Origin of the sequence: Micromonospora pattaloongensis, from assembly GCF_900107255.1 — a bacterium.
Lineage (GTDB): Bacteria > Actinomycetota > Actinomycetes > Mycobacteriales > Micromonosporaceae > Micromonospora_I > Micromonospora_I pattaloongensis.
This window is the reverse complement of record NZ_FNPH01000005.1, coordinates 103877-128453: the sequence shown is the minus strand read 5'-3', so window position 1 is coordinate 128453 and position 24577 is coordinate 103877. Positions and strand designations below refer to the sequence as shown.

General features: G+C 71.5%; 25 protein-coding genes and 1 pseudogene. 14 read left to right on the top strand and 12 right to left on the bottom strand.

Annotated features, from left to right (window positions below):
- The first annotated feature begins 63 nt into the window (after positions 1 to 63).
- On the top strand, positions 64 to 1728 hold the full coding sequence (locus tag BLW47_RS15530; protein ID WP_091558132.1) for a putative bifunctional diguanylate cyclase/phosphodiesterase: 1665 nt from the start codon (positions 64 to 66) through the stop codon (positions 1726 to 1728).
- 112 nt (positions 1729 to 1840) lie between these two features.
- Here the strand turns inward: BLW47_RS15530 and BLW47_RS15525 are convergent, their stop codons facing one another.
- From BLW47_RS15525 to BLW47_RS15510, 4 genes are all read right to left on the bottom strand, one after another.
- Complete coding sequence (locus BLW47_RS15525) at positions 1841 to 2965, bottom strand: glycosyltransferase family 4 protein (RefSeq protein WP_091557151.1); 1125 nt, start codon at positions 2963 to 2965, stop codon at positions 1841 to 1843.
- Positions 2962 to 4221 (bottom strand): M48 family metallopeptidase, encoded by a 1260-nt coding sequence (locus BLW47_RS15520; protein ID WP_091557147.1) that lies wholly within the window; start codon positions 4219 to 4221, stop codon positions 2962 to 2964. The genes BLW47_RS15525 and BLW47_RS15520 overlap by 4 nt, the downstream gene beginning before the upstream one ends.
- 95 nt (positions 4222 to 4316) lie before the next feature.
- Complete coding sequence (locus tag BLW47_RS15515; RefSeq protein ID WP_091557143.1) at positions 4317 to 4547, bottom strand: hypothetical protein; 231 nt, start codon at positions 4545 to 4547, stop codon at positions 4317 to 4319.
- A gap of 163 nt (positions 4548 to 4710) precedes the next feature.
- A complete protein-coding gene (locus BLW47_RS15510) occupies positions 4711 to 6096 on the bottom strand; it encodes an NYN domain-containing protein (RefSeq protein WP_091557140.1) in 1386 nt (461 codons plus the stop codon).
- 128 nt (positions 6097 to 6224) lie between these two features.
- Here BLW47_RS15510 and BLW47_RS15505 point away from each other — a divergent pair, with 128 nt between their 5' ends.
- From BLW47_RS15505 to BLW47_RS15485, 5 genes are all read left to right on the top strand, one after another.
- Positions 6225 to 7958 carry a DEDD exonuclease domain-containing protein gene (locus BLW47_RS15505; RefSeq protein ID WP_091557138.1) on the top strand — a complete coding sequence of 578 codons (1734 nt, stop codon included), beginning with the start codon at positions 6225 to 6227 and terminating at the stop codon, positions 7956 to 7958.
- A 160-nt stretch (positions 7959 to 8118) separates the two neighbouring features.
- Positions 8119 to 9909: a RelA/SpoT family protein gene (locus tag BLW47_RS15500; protein ID WP_091557134.1), complete on the top strand. Its 1791-nt coding sequence runs from the start codon at positions 8119 to 8121 to the stop codon at positions 9907 to 9909.
- 46 nt (positions 9910 to 9955) lie between these two features.
- Positions 9956 to 10474 (top strand): NUDIX hydrolase, encoded by a 519-nt coding sequence (locus BLW47_RS15495; RefSeq protein ID WP_175543666.1) that lies wholly within the window; start codon positions 9956 to 9958, stop codon positions 10472 to 10474.
- Positions 10471 to 11331, top strand: coding sequence for a nucleotidyltransferase family protein (locus BLW47_RS15490; protein ID WP_091557125.1), 861 nt, complete (start codon positions 10471 to 10473; stop codon positions 11329 to 11331). Before BLW47_RS15495 ends, BLW47_RS15490 begins: the two co-directional genes overlap by 4 nt.
- Positions 11332 to 11360: 29 nt before the next feature.
- The gene (locus tag BLW47_RS15485; RefSeq protein ID WP_091558128.1) at positions 11361 to 11648 is read left to right on the top strand and encodes an Lrp/AsnC family transcriptional regulator; all 288 of its coding nucleotides are present in this window, start codon (positions 11361 to 11363) and stop codon (positions 11646 to 11648) included.
- Between the two features lie 114 nt (positions 11649 to 11762).
- Here the strand turns inward: BLW47_RS15485 and BLW47_RS15480 are convergent, their stop codons facing one another.
- Positions 11763 to 12107 (bottom strand): hypothetical protein, encoded by a 345-nt coding sequence (locus BLW47_RS15480; RefSeq protein ID WP_091557122.1) that lies wholly within the window; start codon positions 12105 to 12107, stop codon positions 11763 to 11765.
- A gap of 204 nt (positions 12108 to 12311) precedes the next feature.
- Here BLW47_RS15480 and BLW47_RS15475 point away from each other — a divergent pair.
- From BLW47_RS15475 to BLW47_RS24750, 5 genes and pseudogenes are all read left to right on the top strand, one after another.
- A pseudogene (locus BLW47_RS15475) lies at positions 12312 to 12680 on the top strand (transposase); the annotation flags it as partial.
- Positions 12681 to 12727: 47 nt separating this feature from the next.
- Positions 12728 to 13588, top strand: coding sequence for an alpha/beta hydrolase family protein (locus tag BLW47_RS15470; RefSeq protein WP_245736679.1), 861 nt, complete (start codon positions 12728 to 12730; stop codon positions 13586 to 13588).
- A gap of 493 nt (positions 13589 to 14081) precedes the next feature.
- Complete coding sequence (locus BLW47_RS24760) at positions 14082 to 14501, top strand: hypothetical protein (protein WP_139307315.1); 420 nt, start codon at positions 14082 to 14084, stop codon at positions 14499 to 14501.
- 64 nt (positions 14502 to 14565) lie between these two features.
- Positions 14566 to 14997, top strand: a complete 432-nt coding sequence (locus BLW47_RS24755) for a hypothetical protein (RefSeq protein WP_139307314.1) — start codon at positions 14566 to 14568, stop codon at positions 14995 to 14997.
- A 21-nt stretch (positions 14998 to 15018) separates the two neighbouring features.
- Positions 15019 to 15528, top strand: coding sequence for a hypothetical protein (locus BLW47_RS24750; protein WP_139307313.1), 510 nt, complete (start codon positions 15019 to 15021; stop codon positions 15526 to 15528).
- A gap of 164 nt (positions 15529 to 15692) precedes the next feature.
- On the opposite strand, the gene BLW47_RS15460 is transcribed toward BLW47_RS24750, so the two are convergent.
- The 5 genes from BLW47_RS15460 to ctaE form a co-directional block, all read right to left on the bottom strand.
- Positions 15693 to 15890, bottom strand: a complete 198-nt coding sequence (locus tag BLW47_RS15460; protein WP_091557112.1) for a hypothetical protein — start codon at positions 15888 to 15890, stop codon at positions 15693 to 15695.
- Positions 15891 to 16085: 195 nt separating this feature from the next.
- Positions 16086 to 17708: a cytochrome bc1 complex cytochrome b subunit gene (gene qcrB / locus BLW47_RS15455; protein ID WP_091557108.1), complete on the bottom strand. Its 1623-nt coding sequence runs from the start codon at positions 17706 to 17708 to the stop codon at positions 16086 to 16088.
- Complete coding sequence (qcrA, locus tag BLW47_RS15450) at positions 17705 to 18796, bottom strand: cytochrome bc1 complex Rieske iron-sulfur subunit (RefSeq protein WP_091557105.1); 1092 nt, start codon at positions 18794 to 18796, stop codon at positions 17705 to 17707. The genes qcrB and qcrA overlap by 4 nt, the downstream gene beginning before the upstream one ends.
- Positions 18793 to 19650 carry a cytochrome bc1 complex diheme cytochrome c subunit gene (qcrC, locus tag BLW47_RS15445; RefSeq protein ID WP_091557102.1) on the bottom strand — a complete coding sequence of 286 codons (858 nt, stop codon included), beginning with the start codon at positions 19648 to 19650 and terminating at the stop codon, positions 18793 to 18795. Before qcrC ends, qcrA begins: the two co-directional genes overlap by 4 nt.
- 69 nt (positions 19651 to 19719) lie before the next feature.
- Complete coding sequence (gene ctaE, locus BLW47_RS15440; RefSeq protein WP_091557099.1) at positions 19720 to 20319, bottom strand: aa3-type cytochrome oxidase subunit III; 600 nt, start codon at positions 20317 to 20319, stop codon at positions 19720 to 19722.
- A 108-nt stretch (positions 20320 to 20427) separates the two neighbouring features.
- On the opposite strand from ctaE, the gene BLW47_RS15435 reads away from it, so the two are divergent.
- The 3 genes from BLW47_RS15435 (at position 20428) to trpD (ending at position 23020) form a co-directional block, all read left to right on the top strand.
- Positions 20428 to 21378 (top strand): cytochrome c oxidase assembly protein, encoded by a 951-nt coding sequence (locus BLW47_RS15435; RefSeq protein WP_425435406.1) that lies wholly within the window; start codon positions 20428 to 20430, stop codon positions 21376 to 21378.
- A 117-nt stretch (positions 21379 to 21495) separates the two neighbouring features.
- Positions 21496 to 21900, top strand: a complete 405-nt coding sequence (locus BLW47_RS15430; protein ID WP_091557096.1) for a response regulator — start codon at positions 21496 to 21498, stop codon at positions 21898 to 21900.
- Between the two features lie 61 nt (positions 21901 to 21961).
- The gene (gene trpD / locus BLW47_RS15425; RefSeq protein WP_091557093.1) at positions 21962 to 23020 is read left to right on the top strand and encodes an anthranilate phosphoribosyltransferase; all 1059 of its coding nucleotides are present in this window, start codon (positions 21962 to 21964) and stop codon (positions 23018 to 23020) included.
- Positions 23021 to 23141: 121 nt separating this feature from the next.
- On the opposite strand, the gene BLW47_RS15420 is transcribed toward trpD, so the two are convergent.
- Both BLW47_RS15420 and ctaC read right to left on the bottom strand, forming a co-directional pair.
- Positions 23142 to 23567: a cytochrome c oxidase subunit 4 gene (locus tag BLW47_RS15420; RefSeq protein ID WP_091557090.1), complete on the bottom strand. Its 426-nt coding sequence runs from the start codon at positions 23565 to 23567 to the stop codon at positions 23142 to 23144.
- 7 nt (positions 23568 to 23574) lie between these two features.
- A complete protein-coding gene (gene ctaC / locus BLW47_RS15415) occupies positions 23575 to 24510 on the bottom strand; it encodes an aa3-type cytochrome oxidase subunit II (protein WP_091557088.1) in 936 nt (311 codons plus the stop codon).
- Between the last annotated feature and the right edge of the window lie 67 nt (positions 24511 to 24577).

The window sequence follows — 24577 nt, the reverse complement described above, 5'->3', positions numbered from 1 at the left end:
TCCGGCCTGACCGCCTTCGTCGACGCCTGGGCGAAGGCGGTGAGCGGGACGAGCTACGTCCCGATGACCCCGGCCCAGCTGCAGGAGTTCCTGGCCGGGCTCACCGTCCGGCTCGTCGAGGCGCTTCGCTCCGAGCCGTTCGGCCTGCGCACCGGCCAGCAGGTCGGCGCGGAGCTGGTCGGCGCCCACATCGCCTCCGCGGAAGGGCTCGGCCGCACGCTGGAGGTCATCGACCTGCGCCTGCTGCGCGACCTGGACCTCGCCGGCGCCGGCCTGCACGACCGGATGGCCCGGCTGCTCGGGGCGGTCGCCGCCGGGTACGCCCGGGCGCTGCGCGACCGCACCCTCGACGAACAGGAGACGATTCGGCGGGCCGCGATGGTCGCGCGGGAGCAGGCCGAGCAGGCACTGCGCGAGAGCGAGGCGCGCTTCCGGCACCAGGCGACGCACGACCCGCTGACCGATCTGCCGAACCGGACGCTGTTCACCGAGCGCCTCGGGGCCGCCCTCGACCGTTCCGGTCCGCAATCGCGGCGGCTCGGCGTCTGCTTCGTCGACCTCGACGGATTCAAGATGATCAACGACACGCTCGGACACCAGGTCGGCGACCTGCTGCTCGTGTCGGTCGCCGACCGGCTCCGGCGCACCATCGGCGACCATCTGGTCGCCCGGCTGGGTGGCGACGAGTTCGTCATCCTCGTCGAGGAGACGACCTGCACCGACGACGTGCTCAAGGTCGCTGACGCGGCGCTCGCGGCGATCGGGGCGACCGAGGTGGTCGATGGGCACGAGCTGACCGTCTCGGCGAGCATCGGCATCGTGGAACGGCCGGTGCGTGGCACCACCGCGAGCGAGCTGATGCGGGCGGCGGACATCACGCTGCACTGGGCCAAGGCCGCGGGCAAGGGGCGGTGGGCGCTGTTCGACCCGGAGCGCAACGAACGCGAACTGGCGCGGTACGCGCTGTCGGCCGCGATGCCCGGGGCGCTGGACCGGGCCGAGTTCTATGTGGACTACCAGCCGCTGGTCTCCCTCGAGACCGGCGGGCTGCTCGGCGTCGAGGCCCTGGTCCGGTGGGATCATCCGCAGCTCGGCCGGCTCCGCCCCGACCAGTTCATCACCCTGGCGGAGGAGACCGGGCTGATCGTGCGGCTCGGTGGGTGGGTGCTGGCGGAGGCCTGCCGACAGGCGCGGCGGTGGCTCGACCTCAGCCCCCGGGCCCCCTACGTCAGCGTCAACCTCGCGGTCCGGCAGGTGCAGGATCCCGGGCTGGTCGACGAGGTGATCGAGGTGCTCGACCGCACGGGGCTGCCGCCGGAGCAGCTGCAACTGGAGATCACCGAGAGCGCGCTGATGAGCGCGGCGGACCGGCCCGTACAGGCCCTGCGGCGGCTGGCCGACGTCGGCATCCGGATCGCCATCGACGACTTCGGCACCGGCTACTCCAACCTCGCGTACCTGCGATCGCTACCGGTGCGCGGGCTGAAGGTCGCCGGCTCGTTCGTCGCCGGGCTGCGGGCGGCGGACGGCCCCGCCAGCCACACCGACGAGCGGATCCTGGCCGCCCTGGTAACCCTGGCGCACACCCTCGACCTGACCGTCACCGCGGAGGGAGTCGAGACCGCGGGCCAGGCCGAACGACTCCGGTCGATCGGCTGTGAGGCCGCCCAGGGCTGGCACTTCGGCCGCCCGGGACCGTCGGCCCGGATCGCCGCGCTGCTGGCCTGACCGCCGCCCGGGACCGTCGGCCCGTCGCCCGCGCTGCTGGCCTGGCCGCCGCCCGGCGCGGCGCAGCCCGGCGCGACGCGCCGGCGGATCCCGCTGGCGGCCGGGGCCGCGCTCAGCCGGCGAGCAGTCGGGTCATCCGCGCCGACTGGGTCTCCCAGCGCCACTCCCGTTCCACCCAGGCACGGCCGGCCGCCCCCATCCGGCGGGCCAGCTCCGGGTCGGCGAGCAGGGTCGCCACCCGGTCGGCGAGCTGCGGAACGTCCCGGCCGTTGACCACGTAACCGGTCTCCCCCTCGCGCACCGCGTCGGGAGCGCCACCGGAATCCCCCGCCACCACCGGCAGCCCGGTCGCCGACGCCTCCAGGTAGACCATGCCCAGCCCCTCGACGTCGAGGCCGCGGTTGCGGGTGCGGCACGGCATCGCGTAGACGTCACCGGCGGCGTAGTGCGCGGGAAGCTGCGCCCACGGCACCGAGCCGGTGAAGACCACGTGGTCGGCGACCCCCGCCTCCCGGGCGAGCCGCTGCAGCGTCTCCCGGTACGGCCCACCGCCGACGATCAGCAGCGCGGCTCCGGGCACCCGGCGCCGGATCTCCGGCAGCGCGCGGATCAACGCGTCCTGCCCCTTCCGGGGAACCAACCGCGAGACACACACGACGACGGGCCGGTCGGACAGGCCGAGCCGGCGGCGCACCTCGGTGCCGTCCACGTCCGGGTGGTACGCCTCGACGTCCACCCCCGGCGCCAGCCGCTGCAGATCGGTCAGCCCGTGCAGCGCGCGGTCCAGCCGCACCCGCGTGTACTCGCCGAGGTACGTGACCACGTCGACGCCGCGCCCGATCCGCCGCAACGCCGTACGCGCACCCGGCAGCGCGGCCCAGCCGACCTCGTGCCCGTGCGTCTGGGCGACCGCCCGGGTGATCCCGGCCCGCCGCCGCAGCCCGGCGGCGAGCAGCCCCAGCGGGGCGGCCGCGCCGAACCAGACGGTGTCGCAGCCGTGCTCCCGGGCGAGTTGCGCGGCGCGGCGGGCGATCGCCGGAGTGGGCAGCAGCACCTTCGTCGGCTCCCGGACCACCTCGAACGGCTGGTCGGCGTCGAACTTCTCCGCCCCCCGCCAGGTCGACGCGTAGACCACCAGCGAGCCGGCGGGTTGGCGCAGCGCGAGATTGTGCACGAACGACTGGATCCCGCCCGGCCGCGGCGGGAAGTCGTTGGTCACCAGCAGCGTACGGTTCACCGGCCCGCCTTCCGCGCGTGCGCCCGCGCCGCCGCGATCCGCTCCACCGTGGAGGGATGGGTGGCGGAGTAGAGGTACTCCCAGCGCGGCGGGTCCGGGTCGCTGAGATTGATCCCGGCGAGCCGGCGCTGCATCGCCTCGAACGCCGCCGGGTCGCCGGTCAACGCGAGCGCGTGCGCGTCGGCGCGTGCCTCCACCCGCCGCGACACGAAGGCCTGCAGCGGCGTCGACAGCAGCCCCGCGACGGTGACGACCGCGACGATCAGCGCGAACGCCCGGGGCTCGGCTATCGACTCCACCCCCGCCGCCCGCAACAGCCCGCGCCACGACCCGAGCAGGTAGAGCCCGACGACGACGGCCGCCGCGCCGAGCGCGCCCAGCAGCGTCCCGGCGAGCACATCGCGGTCCTTCGCGTGCCCCAGCTCGTGCGCCGCCACCGCGACCACCTCGCCGGGCGGCGCCTCCCGCAGCAGCGTGTCGTAGACGACGATCCGGCGGGTCGGCCCGATCCCCGAGACGTAGGCGTTGACGGCGCGGGTCCGCCGGGACGCGTCGGCGACCAGCACGGTGCGCACCGGCACGCCGTCGCGTTCGGCGAGCGCGATCAGCTCGGTGCGCAGCGGGCCCGGCTCCATCGGCGTGAACTTGTTGAAGACCGGCTCGACCAGCACCGGCAGGACGAACGACAGGAGCACGACCAGGGCGGCCGCGCCCGCGGCGCCGAACGCCCACCACCAGCGCGGCGCCAGCCGGATCACGGTGTAGAAGCCGAGCAGCGCGACGGCCCCGATCACGGCGGTGATCGCGTACGACTTGAGCACGTCCACCGCCCAGCCGCCCCAACTCTGCGTCGACAGGCCGTAGCGGTCGACGACGGCGTGCCGCCACGCCGCGAACGGCAGCGTCAGCACGTCGGCCAGCAGCACCACCGCCAACCCGCCGACGACCGCCTGGGCGATCCAGTGGTCGCCGAAGGGGCGGCCGGCCAGGGTGATCATCTTCGCGCCCAGCGGCGTCAGGCCGAGCGCCAGCGCCACGACGAGGCCGAGGAGCAGCGCGGCGTAGCCGCCGGGCCGCAGGGCCGCGTGGAACGCCCGACCCCGCGCCACCTGCTGGGCCGGCAGGTCCCGCAGCGCGGCGAGCTGATCGGCGCGCGGCGCGGGCGGACGGGTCCACGGCACCAGCAGCAGCGCCGCGACCGCCAACGCGACGACGAGACCGGCGAGGGTCACCGCCGCCCACGTCCGAGGGGTCATCGTGTCGCTCCTCCCGCCGCCGTCAGCGCCGCCCATCCTATGGCCGGCGCTTGCGGCGACCGACGCCGCGCCGGTCGGCCGCGGGCCGGCCGCTCCTACGCGACGCGGCGTCGACGACGCGGACGCGGCACGAGCCGCAGCGGCGCGGTCTGCCGCGGCGCCGCCAGCACCTGCGGCTCGAGCCCGGCGCGGGCGAGAAGCTCGATCGCCCCCACCTCGTCGGGGGTGAGCTCTCCGACGTCCTGCGACGGGTCGAGCAGGGCCGTCACGGCACACCCGGCGCACGCCGCGCCGCGCACCGCGCAGTTGTCGCAGTCGATCAGCATCGTGCCTCCTCCAGGTCGTGAGCGGACACGTGCGGTCCGACCACCGTGGGTGACATCGACGCTAGGCGACGGGTACGACAACCCGGACGCGCGGCCGGTTCGGGGCGAGGAGGACCTCCCCGCCGATCACGCGAGAGTCCCCGGTCGGCGCGGGACCGCGAGGTCAGGCGCGGGCGAGGCGGCGCAGCAGGGAGTCGGCGCCCATCGGGTAGGCGCCGTGCCGGCGTACCCCGTCGGCGACCTCGCGGTCCGACGAGACCACGATGACCGGGCGGCCGGACGGCTCGGCCCGGACGAGCCGGCGGATCAGGTCGTCGGCGGTCTCCCCCTTGCGGGAAAAGAGCACCCGGACCCCGCGCGGCGCCGGCGGCAGACCGTGCATCCGCTCCGCGCCGTCGAAAACGACGGTCACCTCGTCGCTGGTCCGCGCCGCGATGCCGCCCAGGCCGGTGACGAGCCGCTTGCGCTGCTGCTCCAGTGGCATGTCGCCGAAGCCGCGCTTGGTCACGTTGTAGCCGTCGACGATGAGGTGCGCGCGGGGCAGGGCCAGCAGGTCGTCGAGACGCGCCGGGTCGTCGGTGTCGCGGGCCCGCGCGGCGCTGGCCGCGACCGGCCGCTCGGCGAAAGCGTCCGCGACGAAGTCCGCGGGCAGCCGGTCGGCGGGATCCAGCGCCAGCTCCCGGCGCAGCCCGACCGCGGCCTGACCGATCGTCTCCAGCAGTAGCCACAACCGCGCGTCGTCGACGGCGCGCGCGTCCCTGGCGGTCTGCCGCGCCGTGCCGGCCGCCGCCTCGACGTCGGCGAGCTTGGCGCGCAGCCGTCGCAGCTCGGCGTCGTGGTCGGCGGCCGCCCGCGCGGTCCGCCCCTTCTCGGTGGCGAGCAGTTCCGCGGTGCGCCGCTGGGCGGCCTGCTCCTCGCGGAGCGCCTTGGCCATCACCCGGCTCTCCTCGCGCAGCTGGCCGAGCTCCTCGCGCACCCGCGCCAGCTCGTCGCGGAGCTTGTCGGCCTCGATCTTGGCGACCGCCCGGTCGTGCTCGGCGCGCGCGGCCCGCTGCTCGGCCTCCCGGACGAGGTCCGCCACGGCCGCGCTCTCCGCCTCCGCCCGCACCGCCGCGCCCGCCGCCTCGACCACGTCGCGCCAGCCCGCCGGCCGGGCCAGGTACGCCAGCGCGGCGACGTCGACGGGGTCCGCGGCGCCCGGCGAGACGCCCTCGACGATCGCGGCGCCGAGGTCACCGGCCTCGCCCAGCGCCCGGGCGCCGATCCGCTGCCGGAACAACGGGTCGCCGGCGAGCTGCGTGGCGATCGCCCCACCGCCCAGCCGGGCCCGCCGGTTGGGCGCGAACTTCGCCACCCGGCGCAACGGCACCGGCAGCTCGTCGAGGGGCAGGCCGGGCAGCGCGGCGGCGGCGAGCGCCACCACCCGCTGCCGGACCGGCTCCGGAAGCGCGGGCTCCGGCTCGCCCTCCGGCCCCTCGGGGGCCGCGGCGCGCGCGGGCTCGACCGCTTCGGCGGCGAGGCGATCGTCGGAGGGTTCCGGAGCGGACATGTGCCAAGTCTCCCACCGGCCAGGTCACCGTCGCCCGACGGGCGAAACGATCTTTCCAAGTGGAGCCGATCGTCACGGTGCGCGCACCCGAAAGGAGCGTGTCGTACCCGGCACCTACGCTGCGGCGCGTGGCACAACCGGAGTATGTCCAGGGCACCCTCGACGGCCTGCCCACCGACGTGGAGCTGGGCCCCACCGCCCTGTCGCTGCGGGAAACGACCTTCGTGGTGGTCGACCTGGAGACCACCGGTGGCGCGCCGGCCGGCGGCGGGATCACCGAGATCGGGGCGGTGAAGGTCCGCGGCGGCGAGGAGCTCGGCGTGCTCGGCACGCTGGTCAACCCCGGCGAGCGGATTCCGCCGTACATCACGGTCCTGACCGGCATCACCCAGGCGATGGTCACGCCCGCCCCGCCGATCGAGGTGGTGCTCCCGAGCTTCCTGGAGTTCATCCGCGACGCCGTGCTGGTCGCCCACAACGCCCCCTACGACGTCGGGTTCCTCAAGGCCGCCTGCGTCCGGCACGGCTACCCGTGGCCGAACCCGCGGGTGCTGGACACCGCGGCGCTGGCCCGTCGCGTGCTGACCCGCGACGAGGTGCCCAACCGCAAGCTCGGCACCCTGGCCGCGTTCTTCCGCACCCGCACCCAGCCCACCCACCGGGCCCTGGACGACGCCCGGGCCACCGTCGACGTGTTGCACGGGCTGATCGCCCGGCTGGGCGGCCACGACGTACAGACGCTGGGCGACGCGATCGAGTTCAGCAAGGCGGTCACGCCGACGCAGCGGCGCAAACGGCACCTCGCCGAGGGGCTACCGCACGCCCCCGGCGTCTACATCTTCCGGGCCGCCGACGACCGGCCGCTCTACGTCGGGACCTCCGGCGACATCGCGACCCGGGTGCGCAGCTACTTCACCGCCTCGGAGAAGCGGGCGCGGATCTCGGAGATGCTCGCGGCGGCGGAGCGCGTCGACGCGGTCGAGTGCGCCCACGCGCTCGAGGCGGAGGTCCGCGAGCTGCGGTTGATCGGCGCGCACGCCCCGCCGTACAACCGGCGCTCCAAGTTTCCGGAGCGGGTGCAGTGGCTCAAGCTGACCGCCGAGGCGTATCCGCGGCTCTCCGTCGTGCGCGCCATCGGCCACGGCGACGACGCCTACCTGGGGCCGTTCACGTCGCGTCGCACCGCGGAGCTCGCCGCGGCCGCCGTGCACGACGCGCTGCCACTGCGCCAGTGCAACCACCGGCTCTCCCCCCGCACCACCATGCCGGCGTGCTCGCTCGCCGAGCTGGGACGCTGCCCGGCGCCGTGCGAGCACCGGATCTCGGTCGACGAGTACGCCGACCGGGCCGCGACGCCGTTCCGCACCGCCACGGTCGGCGACCCGCAGCCGCTCGTCGACGCGCTGCTCGCCCGCATCGACACCCTGTCCGCGGCGCACCGCTACGAGGAGGCGGCGGTCGTGCGCGGCCGGCTCGCCGCGTTGCTCCGCGCGACGCTGCGGATGCAGCGGCTGGCCGCGTTGACCCGGATCGAGGAGCTGGTCGCGGCGCGGCGGGCCCGCGACGGCGGCTGGGAGCTGGCGCTGGTGCGGCACGGCCGGCTCGCGGGGGCGGCCACGTCGCCGCCGCGCGTGCATCCGCGGCCGACGCTGGAGGTCATGCGCGCCACGGCGGAGACGGTGCTGCCGGGGCACGGCCCGGTCCCGAACGCCTCGGCGGAGGAGTCCGAGCGGATCCTGGCGTGGTTGGAACGTCCGGAGACCCGGCTGGTGGCGCTCTCCTCCGGATGGGCGTCACCCGTTCGGGGGGCCGCCCGGTTCCGGGATCTGCTGGCCAGGGCGGAGGCGGGAGCGTCGGCGTAAGACTCAACCGAACGACCAGCCGCAAGTGACCGATCGGGCTACGTCCACTCACTTAGTCTGTTAGGCAAGTGCAGTCCTGACAGCCAACGCCCCCGTTGTGCGGCGCTCTCCGGCGTCGATCCCCCGCGTTCGCCGGAGTTCGGTGAGGAGGTGTCCCCGCGTGGACGTCGACGCCGGCCACGGCGCCGCCCTCGGACGTGTCCTGTCGAGTCAGTCAACCGAACTCCCCCTCACCGCCCGGCTCCGGTCGTTCCTGTCCTGGCCGATGTCCGACGACGACCCCGTCACCCGGCTGGCGCGCACCCACCGCGGCATCCATCCCTCCGCCGACACCTCGGTGCTGCGGCGCGGCTACGCGATCGCGGAGAGCATGCACCGGGGGCAGTTCCGCAAGAGCGGCGATCCGTACATCACGCATCCGCTCGCGGTCGCCCAGATCTGCGCCGAGCTCGGGATGGACACCATCACGCTGGTCGCCGCGCTGCTGCACGACACCGTCGAGGACACGCGGTACACGCTGCAGGCGCTCGACGAGGACTTCGGACCCGAGGTGGCCCACCTGGTCGACGGCGTCACGAAGTTCGACAAGGAGTTCTACGGCAAAGCGGCCGAGGCGGAGACGATCCGCAAGATGATCGTGGCAGCCGGCAAGGACGTCCGGGTGCTGATCATCAAGCTCGCGGACCGGCTGCACAACATGCGTACCCTCGACGCCCGCTCCCCCGCGTCCCGGCACCGCATCGCCCGCGCGACGCTCGACGTGCTGGTGCCGCTCTGCGACCGGCTCGGCATCCAGGCGCTCAAGCGCGAACTCGACGACGTGGTCCTCTATCACCTCGAGCCCGAGGAGTACGCGCGGATCGACGACCACGTGCAGAACCGTCCACACTGGGCGGAATATCTCGCGCAGGTGGAGGCGCAGGCGAAGGTCGCGCTCAAGCGGGGGAAGGTGGACGCCACGGTCACGCCGCGCCCGCGCCACTACTACTCCATCTGGAAGGACACGGTCGCCGGCGGCCACCCGGTCCCGTTCGACCTGCCGCGCATCGCGATCGTCGTCGAAGGCCCGGAGACCGACTGCTATGCGGCGCTCGGCGCCATCCACGGCGTCTGGCGGCCCGTCCCGGGACGCTTCAAGGACTTCATCGCCTCCCCCAAGAACAACCTCTACCGCTCGCTGCACACCACGGTCACCGGCCCCGATCAGCGCATCGTGGAGGTGCTCATCCGCACCGAGACCATGCACCAGGTCGCCGAGTACGGCATCGCGGCCAACTTCCGGTTCCCGAGGTTGACCGACGCCGAGAGGGCCCGGGCCGACCAGCTGGCGTGGCTGCGCCGGGTGCTGGACCGGGAGCAGGAGACCGCCGACGCCGCGCAGTTCGTGCAGTCGCTGCGCTGCGATCTGGCCGAGGCGCAGATTCAGGTCTTCGCGCGCGGGCGCCCCATGGTGCTCCCCGTCGGCTCCACCCCGGTCGATCTCGCGTACGAGCTGGACGCCGAGACCGGCGACCAGTGCCTGGCGGCGGCGATCAACGGCCGGCTGGCGCCGCTCTCCTCCGAGCTGGAGGAGGGAGACGTGGTGGAGATTTTCACGGAGAGCGACGGCCACACCGGGACCGACACGGCCGCGGGACCGCGCGGGCCCCGCCGGGAGTGGCTCGGCTTCGTCAAGTCGCCCCAGGCACAGATGCAGATCAACCGCTGGTTCGCCGAACACGACGAGCCCGGCATCACGATCGCCGACAAGGTCCGGGTCGGCCGGGCCACGATCGGGCTGACGCTGCGCAAGCACGACCGGGGGCTGGCGAACGAGACACCGCTGCGCAACCTCGCCGAGGAGCTGGGGTATCCGGACCTGGAGACGATGCTGGTCGCGGTGGTGGACCGGGTGATCGATCCGGACGTGGTCGTGGAGCGGCTGATCGCGCAGGTGGACCGGCGGAGCTGAGCGCGTCTCGCCACGGTCGGGTCCGTACCTCTAGCCTGGTCCTGTGATCACCCGCCGCTCGCCCCTGCGCACCCTGTTCTACCGCGCCTTCTACGGGCTGCCGTTCCCGCTGCGCCGGCGGCTGGTCCGGCTGTTCGTTCCCAAGTACGTGGTCGGCTCGGTGACCCTGGTCCGGGACGCGGAGGCCACCGGCGCGGGCCGGCTGCTGCTGCTGCGCCAGCCACCCGCGCGGCGGGGCTGGGGGCTGCCGGCCGGGCTGCTGGAGCGGCGGGAGCCGCCGATCGTCGGCGCGGCGCGCGAACTCGCGGAGGAGACCGGAATCCGCCTCGCGCCGGACCGGCTTCGCCCGGCGGTGCCGAACGCGGTGGTGCACGCCCAGGGCTGGGTGGACATGGTGTTCGAGACCGAGGTGCCGGCCTCGACGACTGAGCTCGTGGTCGACGGCGCGGAGGTGCAGGAGGCGGCCTGGCACCCGATCGACGATCTGCCGCACCTGACGACCGCCACCGCCCGGTTGCTCGGGCACTACGGCATCGGTCCGCTCGCCGGCCGTTCGGACGCATGACGAGCGGGACCGCCGGGCTCTGCGCCGTCGTGCTCGCCGCCGGCGAGGGCCGGCGACTGCGTCCGCTGACCGAGCACGTGCCCAAGGCGCTCTGCCCGGTCGGGAACGTGCCCCTGCTGGACCGCGCCCTGGCCCGGGTGGCCGCGCTCGGCTTCGATACGCCGGAAACGGTCGCCGTCAACGCGTGCTACCTCGGCGAGCAGGTGGTCGCGCACGTGGGGCGGCGGGCGCACCTCTCGGTGGAGCCGGGCTCGCCGCTGGGCACCTCGGGCGGGGTGGCGCGGCTGCGCGACTGGATCGACGGCCGGGGCGTGTTGGTCGGCAACGCCGACGCCTACCTGGCGGACCCGCACGCCGCGCCGGGGCCGGACATCGCGCGCCTGCTGGCCGGCTGGGGCGGCGACACCGTACGGCTGCTGGGCCTGCCGCTCGACCACGACGAGGTCGGCGCGTTCAGCCGGCACCGCTTCGCCGGCTTCTCGCTGCTGCCCTGGCGGTACGTCCGCGACCTGCCGGCCGACCCCGCCGAGCTGGTGCGGACCGTGTGGCGGCCGGCGGAGGCGGCCGGACAGCTGGAGGTGGTGCCGTTCGGCGGCACGTTCCTGGACACCGGCACGCCCCGCGACTACCTCGCGGCGAACCTGCACGCGGCCGGCGGTGGCAGCCTGATCGACGCGGACGCCCGGGTCACCGGCGCGTGCGAGCGGGCGGTCGTCGGCGCCGGCGCGGTCGTGGCGGGCGCCGTGCGCGACGCGGTGGTGTGGCCGGGCGGGCGGGTCGCGGCCGGTGAGCGGCTCACCATGGCGGTACGGGTGGGACGGGAGCTGACCGTCCCGGCCGGGCCGCCGCTAGCATGAGCGACGTCATCGACGAGAGGAGCCCAGCGGTGATCACCGCGATCGTGCTGATCGACTGCGCCACCGACTCGATCCCCGAGGTGGCCGAGGCGCTGGCCAACCTCCCCGGCGTCAGCGAGGTCTACTCGGTGGCCGGACACGTCGACCTGATCGCGATGGTGCGGGTCCGCGAGTTCGACCAGATCGCCGAGGTGATCGCGGGCCGGATCTCGAAGGTGCCCGGCGTGATCAACACCGAGTCGCACATCGCGTTCCGCGCCTACTCGCAGCACGACCTGGAAGAGGCGTTCGCGATCGGCCTGGCCGACACGGACTAGGCGGCGACGCGTCCGGTCGGTCAACAGGCGCTGTGAGGGCCTGTGGATCTCGCACCCGCCGACCACCCCCGCCCGCTGTCAAACGTGCGTCTGACAGCGGGCGACTGGACGTGATCAGTCGAGAAGGTCACTGATGGGGGTGGTGGGCGGCCCTTGCCGCTGCGCTTCTTCGTGCCGTTTCCGCTTGGTGGCGATCGCCGCCAGAGTCACCAGGGCGCCGATGCCGGCGATGGACAGCACGGTTGACCCGATAGACAGCACTGTCCTTGCCGATTCCCACCGCTCGCTGGCAACCAAGGTCAGGCCGCCGGCGCCGAGCAGACCCCACATCGCCGCAACAGCGCGGGGTGCCGCTCGGAACTGGGCTCCTATCCACCGCGCGGGGGCCGTGCGGGGAAGCACCAGCAGGAACACGGCCAGCCCGAGAAAACCTGCGCTCGACCACGTGAGCGGGGTCATGTCAACGACACCGGAACTTTGAATTCGTGTACCAACGGTGACTCCAACTGCTGTTGATTATGGAGGGCGGCCGGAAGAGGTTCGGGACGCAGCGCCACCAAGGTTCGCACACAGTGCAGCACCGATCACGGAGGTGAACACGGAGATAGCGGATCCCCGTAGCCCATCCAAGGCGTTCATCATCCGCCAGGAGTCGTTCGTGCTCAGCGTGCAGCGCTGCTCGACGCGATCCGCGCCAACGCGCCAGGACCCGGGCGACCTCGCAAGCGGCCCGACGTGCTGATCGCGGACAAGGGCTACGGCCACGACTCCACCCGGCGGGCCCTGCGTCAGCGCGGCATCCGGAACGTCATCCCGGAACGGCCCGATCAGGTCGCCCGCCGGGCCGCCAAGGGCAGCGCCTGCGGGCGACCCCCGGCCTTCGACAAGGTGGTCTACCGCAAGCGCAACGTCGTGGAGCGCTGCTTCAACCGGCTCAAACAGTGGCGTGACCTGGCCACCCGCTACGCCAAACGCGCATCCCTCTACCGCGCCAGCCTGGTCCTCATCGCCGCCATCATCTGGCTTCCATGATCGACAGGTCGGGCCCTAATCAAACTACTGGCCGGTAACATATGGACGTGAGCTCAGCACCCGAATACCGGCAGGAGTACGTCGACCGCGGCGGCGACCGCATCGGACTGCAGATCTATCCCGATCCGGAGGGCGTGACCGGCGCCCCGGTCGCGGTGATCTGCCCCGCGATGGGGGTCCCGGCCCGCTACTACCGGCCGTTCGCCGCCGACCTGCGCGCCGCCGGTCTCGCCGTCGCGGTCGCCGATCTGCGCGGCACCGGCGCCAGCACTCCCCTGCCGAGCCGCGCCTCCGGGTACGGCTACGCCGAACTCGTCGCCGACGTCGGCGCGGTGCTCGACGCGCTCAAGCCGCACCGGGACGGGCGCCCCACGCTGCTGCTCGGGCACTCGCTCGGCGGGCAGGCGGCCGCGCTTCACCTGGCGCTCACCGGGGACGCCACCGTGGACGGTCTGGCGCTGGTCGCCTCCGGTGTCCCCTACTGGCGCGCCTTCCCCGGCGCGATCCGCTACGGGATCCTGCCGTACACCCAGGGGATCGCCGCCACCGCGGCGCTGCTCCGCGTCTGGCCGGGGTGGGGGTTCGGCGGGCGGCAGGCGCGCGGCGTGATCCGCGACTGGGCGTACGCGGCGCGCACCGGGCGTTTCCCGCTGATCGACGGCATCGACCCGCAGGCCGCGCTGCGGGCGGTCACGACCCCCGTGCTGGCGCTCAGCGTCGACGGCGACCGGTACACGCCACACGAGACGCTCGACTACCTCTGCGCGAAGCTCGCCGGCGCGCCCGTGCGGCGCGAGCGGCACCGGCCGGACAGCCCCGTCGACCACTTCACCTGGGTCCGCTCCGGCGCACCGATCGCCGCCCGGATCGCGGCGTTCGCCGCCGATCTCCGCACCCCCGCGCACTGACCATTCCGCGCCCCCGCGGCACCTGTCAGCCACCGATCGTGCCGGACACGGTCGCCCTGATCAGCAGCAGCGCTGGCCGGTAGCTGCGGCCATGTTCGCTCCGCGCAGGGTGAGGGTGCGCCCCGTGCCGCTGTCGGGCGGTTGTCACGGGATGCGTGAACCAGTTTGGTCGGACCGGGCGGGGGCCGCTTCCGGTGTTCGCGCGATGCGGGCTGATGCGTCGTTGAGGCGTTCCGGAGCGGGACGTGGTGACTTGCTGGATGGGCAACTATGGGCAGATGTCAGGAGGTGGCCGACTGGGATGGAACGGCCCCGGTTTGTGACAGACATCTGTCGATGTTCGTTTACAGGCGACCTTTGTGCGTCCTACAGTCAGTCGGACTTGATCAACGACGGCATCTCCGTTCGCACCGAGCGTCCTTGACGGGTTAAGAGGTTGATGGCCGTGAGGGGCGCAGCGCGACGGGTCGGTGCAGCGATCGCATGCCTCATCATGGTGGTCACGGTTGCCGCGTGCGGACGTGAAAGCGCCGACCCTCGCGCCCTGCCTGGCAGTAATCCGGACACCACTCTCGATGAGATCGTCGCGGAAAAAAAGATATCCTTGCCGCGATGCGAGAACGCCGAGGTGCGTTACCTCGACACGAACCACGAATGGGCGGGTCGAGTACTGATCATGATGCGGGTGCCTGGAACATGTCTGGACGAAACGCTGCGAGGCGTCGGATACCACGACACAGAATCTGTTCGCAAAACGTCCTACCTGGACCATCTATTCGAGGACGAATTCGGCGTGAAGCGAACCCCTCCGCGATCGCGTGAAACCTTCTTGCCCGATGATGCCGGTTGCGCACAAGTCATTTTTGACCGAACGGCCGAACCGGCAGAGGTATTTGTCATGTGCGGCTGGTAAGGGGCTCCCCATCCGAGCCCGATCGAACCTCCTTTACACGGTCTGCACTTGCTGGAGGACACCAATGATCGCCGATCGCCACGCCCCGCGAGGGCGGCTACTGAAGGCTGCTGCGATCACCGTCTGCCTCTTGCTGTGCACTGCCGGCTGCTGGGCGGTCGGAGGATCGAATCTCTGGCCAGTCCAACCAAGCGAACTTGTCGGCACATGGGAAGGCCCGTCGGGGCAGAGACTTCTCCTCGAAGCGAATGGCAGATTCGCAGCAGTCAAGGTCCCCAGCGGCTCCGACGCGCTTGACGGAACGGGGCGATGGGCGGTTACCTCGCTAAGCGGCGGCAAGCTAGTCCACCTCCACTTCGAAGAACAGAGATTCGGCACAAGCCTGCACATCCAGCGCAGACCCAACCTTGATATCCGCCTGTTCGAGTTCATCGGCGATCCTGACGGCGGCCAGCGCCTCTATCTCGATCGGAAGCAGGTTCACATCGATGGCTGAGCATTATCGACGGACCTGCAAATGAGACGCGGAAAAAAATTACTGCTCGCCACGGTGGCGCTGGCCGTCACCGCCTTGACCGTGTTCTGCGCACGAGAATCGCCGGAGCGGCGTGCCGCGACGGACTATGCGAGCAAAGTTGACGTGCAAGGGTTCAGGCATACGCACACGAGCAACAATCCGGAAGGGGTGACACGGACGTTCGTGGGGCCGCGTTCCATTGACCTCGCGGCAGCCGTCACCGCACCCGGTTTCACCTTCTCGTCATCGCGGCCAGGTTCCGAGCCGACATCGAATGCGCTGTACACCTACATCGCCAAGGCTAAGGACATCAAAGTCGGCGACATGTCGTGCGCCCTTTCGATTGCTCATTTGAAGGTTGGGGGGCCCGCGGTCCGCGACGAATCGGACGCGGCGGCCGACGGGGATTGGCTCAACACTTTGGGGCTCACGGAGGCCGAGATTTCGGCGGTAGCGCACGGTGACGCGATCGTTCTCGAAATCTACACCGTATGCCATTCCGCGATGTGACGTTGAATCGGACGTGCAGCTCGGCGAGGGGCGGCTACGGCCACACCGCCCGGCCTGCGGCCACCGCGAGTTCTGATGCTGAATCCACAATGCACAGACGATCACGCGGTGGCCGCTTCGCGTCTCCGCCCCGACCAGCGGCACCTCACACGACGGCCGCCGTGCTAGGCGGCGTGCCGGCGCGATCTGGCGGTGCCGGTGCGGCGCGGGCGCGGGACGGTGATCGCGGCGACGAGGACCGCGGTGCCGCAGCCGGTGCAGATCAGCTCCGGGCAGTCGCCGTCGTGCCCGTCCGCGCACGGCGGGGCCTCGAAGAGCATCTCCGCCGCGCAAATCGCGCAGCGCAGCTCACGTTCACGCACGGGGGCCTCCTCTCTCCCGAGGTGCAAATCTGTCCGAGGTGACAAATTACCCCGTTGTCATTCCACGCCACCCACGCCCCGCCCCGGCGGAGGCGCCCCGGCGTGTCGGTGAGAGAAAACCCTCGAAACCCGCGGAAAACGAGCGTGGCGCCCGCCGGAATCCGGCGGGCGCCACGTCGGCGCGGAACTGTCGGCTCAGCGGTGGCCGCTGCCGATCTCCTCGCGGTCGGGACCGGAGGAGACGGGCGGGTGCCCGGGCGATACCGGCGCGTCGACCGGCTTCTCGATCGGGAAGAAGAATCCCTTGACGGCCGGGCCGAGCGCCCCGAGCCGGTTCATCTTCTTCGGCACCGTCCAACCGATGTACGGCAGCTCCTGCGGGTGGCCGTGCTCGTCCACCTGGGCGAGCGGCTGGTGCACCTCTTCGAACCGACCGTCCGGCAGCCGCCGGATGATGCCGGTCTCCACGCCGTGCACCAGCACCTCGCGGTCGTGCTGCTGGAGACCGAGACAGATGCGGTGCGTGAAGTAGTACGCGAGCGGCGGGATGATGATCAGCCCGATCCGGCCCGCCCAGGTCATCGCGTTCAGGCTGATCCGGAGCTTGTCGGCGATCACGTCGTTGGCGCCCGTGAACGTCAGGACCAGGAAGAACGAGACCGCCATCGCGCCCAGGGCCGTGCGCTCGGGCACGTCGCGGGGGCGCTGCAGCAGGTTGTGGCTCGCCTTGTCCTTGGTCATCCGCGCCTCGATGAACGGGTACGCGATGGTCAACATGACCAGGATGCCGGGCAGCACCACGGTCGGCCAGAAGATCGGCGGGATCACGTAGCCGTCCCCGATCGGGATGTGCAACTCCCAGCCGGGCATCAGTCGTGTCGAGCCGTCGAGGAACATGACGTACCAGTCGGGCTGGCTCGCCGCGGAGACGACGGCCGCCTCGTACGGGCCGAACAGCCAGATCGGGTTGATCTGGAACAGGCCGCCGAGCAGCGCGATCACGCCGGAGACGAGCAGCATGTAGCCGCCCTGCTTGATCGCGTACCGCGGGAACATCCGCTCGCCCACGACGTTGTCGTTGGTCCGGCCGGGGCCGGGCCACTGGGTGTGCTTCTGCTTGAACACCAGGCCCAGGTGGGCGCCGATGAGCGCGAGCAGGAGCGCCGGGATCAGCATCACGTGCGCGATGAAGAAGCGCGAGATGATGATGTCGCCGGGGAACTCCCCACCGAAGATCGACGAGGTCACCCAGGTGCCGATCACCGGGATGGAGAGCATGATCGCCGAGGCGATCCGCAGACCGGTGCCGGAGAGCGCGTCGTCCGGCAGCGAGTAGCCGGTGAAGCCGGCGAGGAAGCCGACCCAGAACAGCAGGCTACCGATGATCCAGTTGCCCTCACGCGGCTTGCGGAACGCGCCGGTGAAGAAGATCCGGAGCATGTGGCAGACGATCGACGCCATGAACAGCAGCGCCGCCCAGTGGTGCATCTGCCGCATGATGAGGCCGCCGCGCACGTCGAACGACAGGTTCAGCGACGACTCGAACGCCGCCGACATGTGCACCCCGCGCAACGGCGCGTAGGAGCCGTCGTACGTGACCTCCCGCAGAGACGGCTCGAAGAAGATCGTCAGGAACGTGCCGGTCAGCAGCAGCACGATGAACGAGAAGAGCGCGATCTCACCGAGCAGGAACGACCAGTGGTCCGGGAAGACCTTGTTGAGCAGCCCGCGGAGCGGGGTCGCTACCTGGAATCGCTCGTCGACGCCGCGCGCCGCGGCGGCCGGCATCGACTTGAGGTCAACTTTCCGGCGCTTCATGGCCGCTCCCAGAAGTCGGGGCCGACGGTCTCGGTGAAGTCGGACTTCGCCACCAGGAAGCCCTCGTCGTCGACGGTGAGGGGCAGCTGGGGCAGTCGACGGCTGGCGGGTCCGAAGATCGGCTTGGCGTTGTCAACGATGTGGAACTGCGACTGGTGGCACGGGCAGAGCAGCCGGTTGGTCTGCTGCTCGTAGAGGCTCGCGGGGCACCCGGCGTGCGTACAGATCTTCGAGTACGCGATGTAGTTGCCCCACATGTAGCCGTTCTTGCGCTCGCGCTCGTTGGCCTCCCGCGCCTTCTGCGCGTCATCCGGGCGCAGGTGGATGAGGAGGGTCGGCGAGTCGGCGTGCAGGTTCTTGGCGCCACCGGGGATGCCCGGGAAGACCGTCATCTGGCCGCCCGTGGTCACGTCCTCCGGCCGGATCGGCGTGCCGTCCTCGCGGGTGAGCCGCACCAGCTTCCGGCCGCCGTGGTCGTCCTCGATCGGCGCCCACCCGGTCCGGAACATCTGGTTGTTCTTGTGCGGCTGCGAGATGAGGCCACCGACCAGCGGGGCCGCCACGACCGCGCCGATCGGCGCGAGCCCGGCCAGCAGCGAGATGCCGAGCAGCGGGCGACGCTTCACGCCCAGCTCGTCGGCCATGTACGACATGGTGTCCGCGACCGCGGTGACGTCCTCGGCCTTGGACGCGCCCTCGTGCCGGTCCTGGATCGAGACCTCCCGCGGCAGCAGCTTCTTGCCCCAGGTCAGCACGCCGATGCCGACGAACAGCAGGGCGAGGCCGAAGGTGAGGCCGAGCAGCGGGGTGTAGAGCTTGTCCGGGCCGGAGCCGTACTCGTTGCGCCAGGGCCACCAGATGTAGATCGCCAGGAAGGCGGTGCCGGCGAGACCGGCGAGCAGGAACAGCGACGCCACCGTCCGCGTCATCCGCCGCTCGGCCTTGCTGCCGGGCTCGAACTGCGGCTCGTAGTGGACGATGTTGATGCCGTCCGCCCGCGCGTGCTCGCGGACGACCTCGAACCGCTGCTGGACCGGGTCGTTGACCTCCGGCCCCTGTCCGGCTCCGTGAGCCGTCGTCGTGCTCATGACTTCCCCGCAATCCAGAGGCTGGCGAAGACCAGCGCCGTGACGCCGACCACGAAGATCGCCAGGCCCTCGGTGCTCGGGCCGTAGCGGCCGAGGTTGAACCCACCCGGGTCCTTGTCGCCCTTCAGCGTCTCCTGGACGTACGCGATGATGTCGCGCTTCTGCTCCGGCGTCAGCTGGTTGTCGCCGAACGCCGGCATGTTCTGCGGCCCGGTGAGCATCGCCGCGTAGAGCTGACGGTCGCTGGCCGGGCGCAGGCTCGGCGCGTACTTGCCGGACGAGAGCGCGCCGCCGCTGCCGGCGAAGGCGTGGCAGGACGAGCAGTTGAGGCGGTAGAGCTGGCCGCCCTTGGCGACGTCGGCGCCCTGCTTCAGGTCCCGTCCCTCCGGCAGCTGCGGTCCGCCGCCCAACTCCTGGACGTACTGGGCGAGCTGGCGGGTCTGGGTGTCGTCGAAGACCGGCGGCTTCCGCTCCGCCTGCGCCTCCTGACGCGCCATCGGCATCCGCCCGGAGCTCACCTGGAACTCGACCGAGGCGGCGCCGACGCCGATCAGGCTGGGTCCGCGGTCCTGCACGCCCTGGGCGTTGCGCCCGTGGCAGCTCACGCAGCTCTGGTCGTACAGCACCTTGCCCTCCTGGGCGGCGCTGGAGAGCTGCGGGGTGTCCTGCGCCTGCAGGCCCGGCGCGAACACGGTGTAGGCGCCGCCGGCCAGGAACAGCGCGGCGAGCAGCCGCGTGGCGGCGCCCAGACGTCGGCGACCTCGGCTGCGCGGGGCGGACCGCCCGCTGCGGAGCCGCGCGAGCAGGCCGCGATCGCGGCCGCCTCGCCGGTCGGCGGGGGTGTCAGAAGTCATGGCCTGTCCTTCAACGGTTTTCGACCTGTTTTCAAGCGGGGCATCAGCGCGAAAAAGGCGGCGCGATGGTCACCGGAGCCAGTAGATCATGAGGTACAGCCCGATCCACACGACGTCGACGAAGTGCCAGTAGTAGGACACGACGATCGCCGAGGTGGCCTGGGCGGGCGTGAACCGACCCATGGTGGTGCGGATCATGTAGATGACGAACGCCACCAGACCGCCGGTCACGTGCAAGCCGTGGAAGCCCGTGGTCAGGTAGAACATCGACCCGTACCCGTCGGTGTTGATCTTGATACCGTGGTGGACCAGCTCGCGGTATTCGTTCAGCTGGCCGAGCACGAAGACCAGGCCCATCACGAACGTGATCGCGAACCAGCGCCGCAGCGCGTGGACGTCGCCCTTCTCGGCCGCGAAGACACCGAGCTGGCACGTCACCGAGGACAGCACCAGGATCACGGTGAACGTGGTCGCGTACGGGATGTTCAGCAGCGGGGTGTGTTTCTCCCACTGGCTGTAGTCCGCCGCGCGGATGGAGAAGTACATCGCGAACAGCGCCGCGAAGAACATCAGTTCACTGGAAAGCCACACGATCGTCCCGACGCTGACCATGTTGGGTCGCGTCAGAGAGTGGATCCGGCTCTTGTCAATGGCTGGGGCCGCAGTCACGCGGTCATTATTGCCCGCGATCAGGACAGTCGTTCGGCGGGGTGGCAAACCTCGTCGTGTCGCGGCCCGCCGGACTTCGACCAGCTCGACTGGCCTAGCCTTTCAGGCGTGGCCCACGTCGATCCGATCCTCACCGCCACCTCGGCGCCGACGCTGATGTTGGCGGCCGGTGGCGACGCGCCGCCGCCGTTCACGGTGTCGGCGATGCTCACCGAGACCCGCCTGGACAGCTGGCTGGCGGTGCTGCTGGTGCTGGCCGGCGGGGTCTACCTCTACGGCGTCCACCGGCTGCGGCTGCGCGGCGACCGCTGGCCCGTTCTCCGCACGGTGCTCTTCCTCGGCCCCGGCCTGGGCGGCATCGCGTCGGTCACCGTCAGCGGCCTGCACGCGTACGACACCGCGCTGCTGTCGGTGCACATGGTCCAGCACATGATGCTGTCCATGGTGGCCCCGATCTTCCTCGCCCTGGGCGCCCCCGTGACGCTGGCGCTGCGCACGCTCCCCGCGGCTCCCCGCCGACGCCTGCTGGCGCTGGTGCACAGCCGGTTCGCCCGGGTGGTGGCAAACCCGCTGGTGGCCTTCACGATCTTCGTGATCAACCCGTTTGTGCTGTACTTCACCGACCTCTATCCGCTCACGCTGCAGAACGTGTTCGCCCACGAGGTCGTGCACGCGCACTTCATCCTGACCGGCTGCCTGTTCTTCTGGCCCCTGGTCGGCCTGGACCCGCTGCCCGGACGCTGGCCCTACCCCGCACGGGCGCTGCTGATGGTGCTCTCCGTGCCATTCCACACCGTCCTCGGTCTGACGGTCATGCAGAGCACCACGCTCTTCGGCGGGGACTGGTACCCGTCGCTGCAGCTCGGCTGGGTGGACCCGTGGGAGGACCAGAAGGTCGCCGGCGGCATCCTCTGGGCCGCCGGGGAGTTCGTCAGCGTCACCATGCTCGGGGTGCTCGTCCTGCAGTGGATCCGGCAGTCCGAGCGGGAGGCGCGCCGCATCGACCGGGAGCTGGACCGGCGCGAGGCCCGGGAGCGGGTCGCCGACGCGGCGTCCTGACCAGGCCCGCGTTCCCGGCATGCGAACCACGCCACCCCGGAGATCCGGGCGGAGCGGAGCCGGCGGGCGTCGACCGGTACGATCAGCGGGCAGCTACGACGTGGGAGCCTTCCGACGATGACCGATCGTGTTTACACCGTCCTGCTCTACAGCGACGACCCGCAGGTCCGCGACCGGATGCGGCTCGCCGTCGGCACCCGACCGGCGCACGACCTCACGGTCGAGTTCGTCGAGGCGTCCGACTACGGCCAGTGCGTGCGGCTCGTCGACGAGTACGAGGTCGACCTGATGCTGCTCGACGGTGAGGCCAGCCCCGCCGGGGGCATCGGCATCGCACGGCAGATCAAGGACGACCGCGACGACGCGCCGCCGACCTGCGTGGTCATCGCCCGGGCCGCCGACCGCTGGCTCGCCGCGTACGCCCACGTCGACGCCACCCTCATGCACCCCCTCGACCCGGTGACCACCGGTCAGACCGTCGCCGGCCTGCTGCGTGCCGGTGGGGCGGTGCCGGCAGCGTAGCCGGCGCGGCAGATCGACGGGGGCCCTCGCACACGCACTACCGCCCCTCGGGAGGCCCACCATGGGCGAACGGACCTGGCCGAACCTGCTCGCCGCGCTGCTGCGCGGGGAGGAGCTCTCCACCGCCGACACCGCGTGGGCGATGAGCGAGATCATGTCGGGCTCGGCCACGCCGGTACAGATCGCCGGCTTCGCGGTGGCGTTGCGCGCCAAGGGCGAGACGCCCGGCGAGCTCGCCGGTCTGGTCGAGGCGATGCTGACCAGCGCGGTCCCGGTCGGACTGCCCGACGCGCTCCGCGCCGACGTGGTCGACGTGGTCGGCACCGGCGGCGACCGGGCCCACACGGTCAACATCTCCACGATGACCGCGATCGTGCTCGCCGGCGCCGGCGTACGGGTCGCCAAGCACGGCAACCGGGCCGCCTCCTCGTCATGCGGCGCCGCCGACCTGCTGGAGTTCCTCGGCGTCCCCCTCGACCTCGGGCCCGCGGGCGTGGCGCGCTGCGTCGAGGAGGTCGGGATCGGGTTCTGCTTCGCGGCCCGCTACCACCCCGGCATGCGGCACGCGGCCGTGCCGCGACGCGAGCTCGGCACGCCGACGTTCTTCAACTTCCTCGGGCCGCTCACCAACCCGGCCCGCCCGCGCGCCGGGGCGATCGGCTGCTTCGACACCCGGATGGCGCCGGTGATGGCCCGGGTCTTCGCCGACCGCGGCGACTCGGTGCTGGTGATGCGCGGCGAGGACGGGCTCGACGAGTTCAGCACGGCGGCGCCGACGCGGCTCTGGGTCGTGCACGACGGCACCGTCCGCGAGGAGCTGGTTGACGCCGCGGAGCTCGGCGTGCCGAGCTCGAAGCCGGGCGACCTGCGCGGCGGCGACGCGGCGTTCAACGCGGACGTGGCCCGGCGGCTCTTGGCCGGCGAGACCGGACCGGTCCGGGACGCGGTGCTGGTCAACGCCGGTGCCGCGCTCGCCGCGCACGGCGGACTCGGCGGTGACGTGGTCGGCACGATCCGGGCCGGCATGACGCGGGCGGCCGAGGCGATCGACTCGGGCGCGGCGGCGCGGCTGCTGGAGCGCTGGGTGGCGTTGGCCCGCGAGGCCAAGGCCGCCGAGTAAGCCGCTCCAGCGGGACGCTCCGGCCGGGAACGGCACCGCGACACGCCGCCGCCGATCACGGAAAAGCCCGCCGATCAGGGACGAGGTCCGTGATCGGCGGGCTTGAAGCGCGTCGTGCGGGTCAGTGCTCCGCGGTGCGGCGGGTGCCGGAGTAGTACTCGAAGAGCATCGCGGCCGAGGCCACCGTGGTCAGGGCCAGCCCGACACCGATCAGCCAGAACTGCCAGAACGCGAGCCCCAGCCCGGCGATCGTCGCGGAGAGCGCGATGCCGAACGGCCAGTAGCTGCCCGGGCTGAAGAAACCGATCTCACCGGCCCCCTCCGCGATCTCGGCGTCCGCCCGGTCCTCCGGCCGCGGGTCGATGCGGCGCGAAACGAACCAGAAGAAGCCGGCCAGCATCGTGCAGAGCAGGCACGACAGCAGCAGCGCGACGGTGCCCACCCAGTCGTAGTGGTGGAAGAAGATCTCATTCCACACCGAGTAGACGATGGCGATCAGCAGCAGGAAGGCCGCGACGATAGCGAACAGCCGCCATTCAGTCTTCATGCCGTCCTCACCTTCCGGTGCCGGTGGTGTTGTTGAAGTTCTGCAGGTCCCGCTTGGTCTGGAACGGGTCGGTGGTGGTCGCCGTCGGCGACTGCCCGATCGCGATCAGCGCGTCCTGCGTCGACTTGCCAGCCCGCTTCGCGGCGAGGAACTGGTCGAACTTGTCCGGCGTCACCGCCCGCAGCTCGAAGTTCATCATCGAGTGGTACGTGCCGCAGAGCTCGGCGCAGCGTCCGACGTAGCTACCGGGGCTGGTGACGGTCACCTCGAACACGTTGCGGGTCTTGCCGGGGAACACGTCCCGCTTGAACAGCAGCTCCGGCACCCAGAACGAGTGGATGACGTCGCGGCTGATCTGCTCGAACCGGATCGTCTTGCCGGTCGGCACGACCAGAACCGGGATCAGGTCGGTGGTCCCGAGCGTCGAGGCCACGGTGTTCGCCTCCGGGCCCTTGCCGTCCCGGTAGTTGAACTGCCAGTTCCACTTGAACGCGACGACCTCGACGTTGACGTCCGGGTTCTTGCTGAGCTTGTCGACGCCGTTCTGAACGACCGCCGTGTAGTAGAAGAGCACGGAGATGATCAGGATCGGCGTGATGGTGTAGAGGAACTCCATCGGCATGTTGAACCGGGTCTGCACGGGCAGCGTGTCGCCGCGCCGCCGGTACCGGATGATGCACCAGAAGATCAAACCCCACACGAAGACGCCGACCGCGAGCGCCGCGATCGTCGACGCGATCCACAGGTCGTACATCTTCTCGGACTGCTCCGTGATGCCGTGCTGCGGCCAACCGAAGCCGTGGAACGTCCTGCCCACATCGCATCCCGCGAGCAGGGTCAGCAGCACCGCTCCACTGACACCGAGCCCGGCCAGCCGCCCGGCACGGCTGCGCTGGCTGTGCCGACGGGCTGTGGGCCGTACTTCCGAACCCCTTGCGACCACCTGGTCCTGCCTCCCTGCAGCGCCGCTGGTGTCTGTTTCGTGTGCACCGGCGGCAAAGGCGTCACCG